Origin of the sequence: Mycobacterium sp. UM_Kg1, from assembly GCF_000972925.1 — a bacterium.
Lineage (GTDB): Bacteria > Actinomycetota > Actinomycetes > Mycobacteriales > Mycobacteriaceae > Mycobacterium > Mycobacterium hiberniae.
In genome coordinates, this window is sequence record NZ_JRMK01000181.1 from 1 (window position 1) to 6,779 (window position 6,779).

Here is a 6,779-nt window from a genome sequence, read left to right on the forward strand (position 1 = left end):
CGATGTCGCGATCGGGCAGTCCACGTTGGTCACGCGGCGGGTCAAGGCCAACCTCTTCTACCGAGGCCTGGCGTTCTTCCGGTATCCGGTGATCGGAGACACCCTGTTCACCCGCACCGAAGTCGTTGGCCTGAAGCAGAATTCCGTCAAGCCGGGGCGCGAGGCGACCGGGCTGGTGGCGCTGCGGGTCACCACCATCGACCAGGTGGACCGGCTGGTTCTCGACTTCTACCGCTGCGCGATGCTGCCACTGTCTCCCGATGCCCCCGACACGGGTCACCGTGACGACCTGTCCGCCGTGGGAGCGGGCCTCGCGGCGCCGCCGGATGTGACCGCGGACTGGTCCGCGGCGGAGTATCGCCGGCGGGTTCCGGGGCCGCACTTCGACCCGGGTCTGGCCGGTACGGTGCTGACCAGCACCGGCGATGTCGTCTCGTCCGCCCCGGAGCTGGCTCGCTTGACCCTCAATGTTGCCGCCACCCACCATGATTCGCGGGTCTCCGGGCAGCGGCTGGTCTACGGCGGGCATACCATCGGGCTGGCGTTGGCGCAGGCGTCGCGGCTGTTGCCCAACCTGGTCACCGTGCTGGGCTGGCACTCGTGCGATCACACCGCGCCGGTGCACGAAGGCGACACCCTCTACAGCGAACTGCAGGTCGAATCCGCCCGCGACAACGTCCTCGAGCTGCGGTCGCTGGTCTACGCCGCCGGCGCCGCCGGTGAACCGGATCGCCAGGTGCTGGACTGGCGTTTCACCGCGTTGCTGTTCTGAGTCAGGCTAGTGCGGCAGATCCCGGAACGGGGCGTCGCGGTAGGGGTCCGGCTCCTTGGGCAGGCCCAGCACTCGTTCGCCGATGATGTTGCGCTGGATCTGGTCGGTGCCGCCGCCGATCGAGGTGAAGTAGGCGTTGAGTGCCCGGAACGTCACGGCGTCGCCGACCGGATTTTCCGGACCGCTGAGCATCGACTCGACACCGACGATCTCGGTCTGCACCCGGGCCGTCTCGTGCAGGATGCGCGACATCGCGATCTTGCCCAGCGCCAGCAAAGTGGCCGACTCAGCGAAGTCCTTGCTGGTCTTGGCGCGCTGGTTGTTCCACCGGTTCACCGTGGCCAGAGCCTCTACCCGAGCGATCTGTTGGCGAATGTTGGTGTCCTGCAGGCAGCCCGCCTCCCGCGCCAGATCGACCAACCCGCTGGACTTCTCCTTGCGGCGGGCGGTACGCGCGACATCGCCCATCAGACGCCGCTCGTAGCCCAGCGCCACCTGCAGCACCGACCAGCCCTCGCCCGGTTCCCCGATCCGGTTGGCGTCGGGAACCCTGGCGTCGGTCAGGAACACCTCGTTGAACTCCGACTCACCGGTGATCTGGTGGATCGGCCGGACCTCCACGCCGGGCTGGCGCATCGGCAGCATGAAAAAGGTGAGTCCGTTGTGCTTCGGCACATCCGGGTCGGTGCGCGCCACCAGCATGCCGTAGTCGGCGGTGGTGGCAAAGGACGTCCACACCTTCTGGCCGTTGACGATCCAGTCGTCGCCGTCGCGTTCGGCGCGGGTACGCAGGCCGGCCAGGTCCGAGCCGGCGCCGGGCTCGCTGTAGAGCAGGCACCATTTGCTCTCCCCGCGCAGCGCCGGGGGCAGCAGGCGACGCTTCTGCTCGTCGGTGCCGCGGTCGTGCACCGTGCAGGCGAACAAATCGGTGCGGTCACGGCCGCTGCCCGGTGCCCCGACGGCAGCGAATTCTGCAGCCACCAAACGAGACTGACGGTCGGTCAAGCCGCGGCCGTACCACTCGGGCTCCCAGCTCGGGGCGGTCCAGCCCGCCGCGAGAATCGCCGCCGCGAACGTGGCACGGTCGGTGCCCGGCGACCAGTTGGCCGCCAACCACTCCTGAACTTCCTGGCGCAGGGCGTCGTCGTCTCGAGCGTCGGGACGCGTCATCTCTAGGCTCCGATCTCTTGCAGGTAGCGCTCGCGGTGCCAGGAGGGGCTGCCGAAAAGCTGTGCATCACTGCGCGCCCGGCGCAGATACCGATGCGCGGGGTGCTCCCAGGTGAATCCGATTCCGCCGTGCACCTGAATGTTGGTGGCACCCACGTAGACGAAGGCATCCGAGCAGTAGGCCTGAGCCAGCGCGAGGTCAGCGGTCCAGCCCGGCGCTTCCTGGGCGCCGGCCGCGGCCACATGGCGAGCCGCCGACACCGCAGATTCAGCCTCCAGCAACATGTCGGCGCACATGTGTTTGACGGCCTGGAAGCTGCCGATGGCGCGGCCGAACTGGAAGCGTGTCTTGGCGTAGTCGCGGGCCATCTCCATCGCGGACCGGGCAGCGCCGGCCTGCTCGCCCAGCAGCGCAACCGCCGAGCGATCCAGCGCTGCGGTCAACGCGGCGACTCCCTGACCAGCGGGGCCCACCAGCGTCGCCGGGGCCGCGTCGAACCGGACGCGACACAGCCGACGGGACAGATCGACCGTGGTCAGCGGTTCCACCGTGACACCCGGGCCGGCCGGGTCGACGGCGAAGATCGCGGGGCCTTCCTCGGAGTCGGCCAGCACGTAGAGCCGCTGGGCAGTGTCGGCGTCGAGCACGAACCGCTTCTCGCCGGAAACCACCGGCGCCGCCCCGCCGCGGGCCGTGGTGGCCGGCTGCTCGGGGGGCCGGGTGGAGTTGCCCTCTGAGAAGGCGACCGCGACTCGAGTGCGGCCAGCGGCGATCTCCGGCAGCACCGCCTCGCACTCCTGCCGGTCGTCGAGCGCCAGCAGCAGATTGACTCCGAGTACCGCCGTGGACAGGTACGGGCCCGGGTAAAGGACGCGGCCGAGCTCCTCGGCGACCACGCCCAGCTCGATCAGTCCGGCCCCGGCTCCGCCGTACTGCTCGGGCACCAGCAGACCGAGCAGGCCCATCTGAGCCAGCTCGCTCCAGACGTCGTCGTCGGGCGAGCGTTTGGCCATCAGCTCTGCGACCGCGGTGCGCAGCGCACGCAGTTCGTCCCGGGTGGGTGCAGGCACTTCTCAGCCTTTCTCGTAGGCATCGCGCAAGCTCGCGCATTGGCTGGCAAAGAACTTCTGCGAGACCGGCGCCTTGGGCATCACCAGGTCGAAACCGTGGAATGCGCCGGACACCGTCTCAACGTCGCAGGGCACCCCGGCTTGCCGCAGTCGCCCAGCGTAGGCCAGGTCCTCGTCGTAGAACAGATCCAGGGTGCCCACCCCGATCCAGGCCGGGGCCAGCCCGCTCAGGTCCGCGCGCCGGGCCGGCACCGCCATCTGGGGTTCGGCGTCACCCAGATAGGACGTCCAGCCGAACCGGTTGCTGCGCGGACTCCACAGCCGGTAGTGGCGATGGGCCGGCAAGCCGGCGCTGCGATCGTCGAGCATCGGATACACCAGCAGCTGCAGCACGGGGGCGACTTCACCGCGGTCGGCCGCCAGCTGGGCCAAGGCGGCGGCCAGCCCGCCGCCGGCACTGGCGCCCCCGATCGCGATGCGCGCCGGATCGACGCCGGGCAGCGCGGCCAGTCGGGTCAGCGCGGCCCAGCAGTCCTCCAACGCGGCGGGGTAGCGGTGCTGCGGCGCCAAGCGGTAGTCCACCGACGCGACGGTGGCGCCCAGTTGCGCGCTGAACCTGCGGCAGAGCCGGTCATCCTGAGCCGCCTGGCCCAGGACATAGCCGCCGCCGTGAATCCACAGCAGCGCCGGAGCCGGATCGGCGTTCGGCGGGCGAAAGACCCGGACACTGGCTCCGGAGGGCAGATCGAGCACCTCGACGCCGGCGGGCAGACGACGGCCCTGCAGGACCATGAGCCCTCGCATCACGGGCAGGGTCGCCGGCCCGATGCCGCCGCGCGGGAGTACGCGGGCGGCGCGCCGCAGATCTGGGTGGAACCCGCTGCTCACCATCGGGTCAGTATCGCGGGGGGCCGGAGTGGGTCGGCCACCAGCCCGCCGATTGCGGGCCCAAAGCCGCCCGGGCGGGGTACCCTGCGGCAATGGCGGGACCTTCGCAAACTCCGGAGTTCGGACTCAACCTGGCAGGCCGGCTGCGGTGGCTCGCGAGAGCGCGGACCAGCGACTACCTGCTGGCACTCAGCGTCGCCTCAGCTGCGTTGCCGGTGGTGGGCAAGCGCTTGGAGCCGCTGGGCGGGATGACCGCGATGGGGATCTGGGGAACGCGTCACATGCCGGAGTTCTTCGCCGGCGCCGCCAAGTCCTGGCTGGCTCCAGGAGCCGCCACCGCCCGCAGGCAGGCACGTGAGCAGACCCACGTGGTCAGCGACGCGGCGTTGCGGGGTGTCGTCTCCGCAGCCGACCTCGACATCGACTGGCCCGAACCCGAGCAGGCGCCGCCGGTCTGGAAGGCGCTGCAGCACCGCCGGCACCTCTACCGCTCGGGCGTGCAGTACGGCAGCGATCCCACGCAGGTGCTGGACGTGTGGCGGTCCCGCGACCTGCCCGACGGCCCGGCGCCGGTGCTCGTCTATGTGCCCGGCGGCGCATGGGTGCACGGCAGCCGCATGCTGCAGGGCTACGCCATGCTGTCGCACCTGGCCTCGCGCGGCTGGGTGTGCCTATCCATCGATTACCGGGTGGCACCGCACAACCGGTGGCCCAGCCACATCATCGACGTCAAGACCGCGATCGCCTGGGCGCACGCCAACGTCGACAAGTTCGGCGGCGACCGGAATTTCGTGGCCGTGGCGGGCGCCTCGGCCGGCGGGCATCTGGCCGCACTGGCCGGGCTGACCGGAAGCACTGCCGGCGACCGTGACTTCGCCGACCAGCTGCCGCCGGGCGCTGACACTTCGGTGGATGCCGTGGTGGGGATCTATGGCCGCTACGACTGGGAAGACCGCTCCACCCCGGAACGGGCCGCGTTCGTCGACTTCCTGGAGCGGGTGGTGGTGGGCCGGTCGATGCGGCGCCGGCCCGAAACCTTCCGGCAGGCGTCCCCGATCGCGCGGGTCCACCGGGATGCGCCGCCGTTCTTGATCGTGCACGGCAGCGCCGACAGCGTCATCCCGGTACAGCAGGCTCGTAGCTTCGCCGACCGCCTACAGGCGGTGTCGCACGCCAAGGTCGGGTACCTGGAGTTCCCCGGAGCCGGACACGGTTTCGACATGACCGACGGGGCCCGCACCGGCACGATGAGTACGGCAATCGGTTTGTTCCTCAACCAGATTCACCGCGACCGCACTAATGTGAGGCGCAGACAGATCATCTGAAGCCGCAGCCGTGGCGCCACGGTATGGTCCGTGCATGGAGAGGGGACTGGGGTGAAACGGCTCAGCGGGTGGGATGCCCTCCTGCTCTACAGCGAGACGGCGAATGTGCACATGCACACCCTCAAGATCGCGGTGATCGAGCTGGACGCCGATCGGCAGGGGTTCGACGTCGAGGCCTTCCGCCGGGTGATCCATGGCCGGCTCTACAAGCTGGACCCGTTTCGGTATCAGCTGGTGGACATCCCCGGAAAATTCCACCACCCGATGTGGCGGGAGAACTGCGAAGTCGACCTGGCGTACCACATCCGCCCGTGGTCGCTGCCCGCGCCGGGGGGCCGCCGCGAACTCGACGAGGCGATCGGCGAGATCGGCAGCACTCCGCTGGACCGCAGCCGGCCGCTGTGGGAGATGTACTTCGTCGACGGGCTCGCCAACAACCGGATCGCGGTGGTCGGCAAGATCCACCACGCGCTCGCCGATGGGATCGCGTCGGCGAATCTGATGGCGCGTGGCATGGACCTGGTCACCGGCCCGCAGCCCGAGAGCGACACCTACGAGACCGATCCCGCCCCCACCGGCGGGCAGCTGGTGCGCTCGGCGTTCCGCGACCATCTCCGGCAGATCGGCCGCATCCCGGCGACCGTCGCCTACACCGCGGCCGGAATCCGCCGGGTCCGGCGCAGCACCCGCAAACTCTCCGCTGACCTCACCCGGCCGTTCACCCCGCCGCCGTCCTTCCTCAACCACGTCCTCAGCCCGCAACGCCGATTCGCCACGGCCACCCTGGCCCTGGCCGACATCAAGGAAACCAGCAAGCAGTTGGGTGTCACCCTCAACGACCTGGTGCTGGCGATCGCCGCCGGAGCGCTGCGCACTCTGCTGCTGCGCTACGACGGGACCGCGGATCACCCGCTGTTGGCGTCGGTGCCGATGAGCTTCGACTTCTCGGCCGACCGGATCTCCGGTAACCGGTTCTCCGGGGTGCTGGTCGCGTTGCCGGTCGAGGTGGCCGACGTCCGCGATCGGGTCGCCAAGGCCCGAGAGGCGGCGAACCTGGCCAAGGAGGCCCACCACCTGGTGGGGCCCGAGCTGATCAGCCGGTGGTCGGCCTACCTGCCACCGGCACCGGCGGAGTCACTGTTTCGCTGGCTGTCGGGCAAGGACGGTCAGAACAAAGTGCTCAACCTCAACATCTCCAACGTCCCCGGACCGCGGGAGCGGGGCAGGGTGGGCGGTGCCCTGGTCACCGAGATCTACTCGGTGGGTCCGTTGACCGCCGGCAGTGGCCTGAACATCACCGTGTGGAGCTACGTGGACCAGCTCAACATCTCGGTGTTGACCGATGCGGTCACCTTTGCGGATCCGCACGAGGTGACCACTGCGCTGGTCGATGAGTTCATCGAGATACGCCGTGCAGCAGGACTTTCCGAGCAGCTGACCACGGTAGAGACGGCGATGGCCCCGGCCTAGGTGTTGTGACCTGACACGTTGTTGTCAGGCGGCGAGTCGGGTGATGGGTGGTCTTCCGCCGAGGGCGGAGTGGCCTCGTTGAGT

6 protein-coding genes are annotated in these 6,779 nt (G+C 69.6%); 3 read left to right on the forward strand and 3 right to left on the reverse strand.

Annotated features, from left to right (window positions below; all coding sequences use genetic code 11):
* Window positions 1-772, forward strand: a 772-nt coding sequence (locus LI92_RS18950; protein WP_046321703.1) for a hotdog family protein, incomplete at its 5' end; no start/stop codon positions are given.
* A 6-nt stretch (window positions 773-778) separates the two neighbouring features.
* On the opposite strand, the gene LI92_RS18955 is transcribed toward LI92_RS18950, so the two are convergent.
* From LI92_RS18955 to LI92_RS18965, 3 genes are read right to left on the reverse strand one after another with little or no spacing between them, the layout of a single operon-like run.
* Window positions 779-1,942, reverse strand: a complete 1,164-nt coding sequence (locus tag LI92_RS18955; protein WP_046321705.1) for an acyl-CoA dehydrogenase family protein — start codon at window positions 1,940-1,942, stop codon at window positions 779-781.
* Window positions 1,943-1,944: 2 nt separating this feature from the next.
* A complete protein-coding gene (locus LI92_RS18960) occupies window positions 1,945-3,012 on the reverse strand; it encodes an acyl-CoA dehydrogenase family protein (protein ID WP_286135196.1) in 1,068 nt (355 codons plus the stop codon).
* A 3-nt stretch (window positions 3,013-3,015) separates the two neighbouring features.
* Window positions 3,016-3,903, reverse strand: a complete 888-nt coding sequence (locus tag LI92_RS18965; protein ID WP_046321706.1) for an alpha/beta hydrolase — start codon at window positions 3,901-3,903, stop codon at window positions 3,016-3,018.
* An 89-nt stretch (window positions 3,904-3,992) separates the two neighbouring features.
* Between LI92_RS18965 and LI92_RS18970 the strand changes: the two genes are divergently transcribed.
* Both LI92_RS18970 and LI92_RS18975 read left to right on the forward strand, forming a co-directional pair.
* Window positions 3,993-5,225 carry an alpha/beta hydrolase gene (locus tag LI92_RS18970; protein ID WP_046321707.1) on the forward strand — a complete coding sequence of 411 codons (1,233 nt, stop codon included), beginning with the start codon at window positions 3,993-3,995 and terminating at the stop codon, window positions 5,223-5,225.
* 51 nt (window positions 5,226-5,276) lie between these two features.
* Window positions 5,277-6,695, forward strand: coding sequence for a WS/DGAT/MGAT family O-acyltransferase (locus LI92_RS18975; protein ID WP_046321708.1), 1,419 nt, complete (start codon window positions 5,277-5,279; stop codon window positions 6,693-6,695).
* Window positions 6,696-6,779: the final 84 nt, after the last annotated feature.

Bases quoted from the DNA above. Each gene is read 5' to 3' on its own strand.
- LI92_RS18955 (WP_046321705.1), bottom strand. From the start codon at position 1,942: ATGACGCGTCCCGACGCTCGAGACGACGACGCCCTGCGCCAGGAAGTT.
- LI92_RS18965 (WP_046321706.1), bottom strand. From the start codon at position 3,903: ATGGTGAGCAGCGGGTTCCACCCAGATCTGCGGCGCGCCGCCCGCGTA.
- LI92_RS18970 (WP_046321707.1), top strand. From the start codon at position 3,993: ATGGCGGGACCTTCGCAAACTCCGGAGTTCGGACTCAACCTGGCAGGC.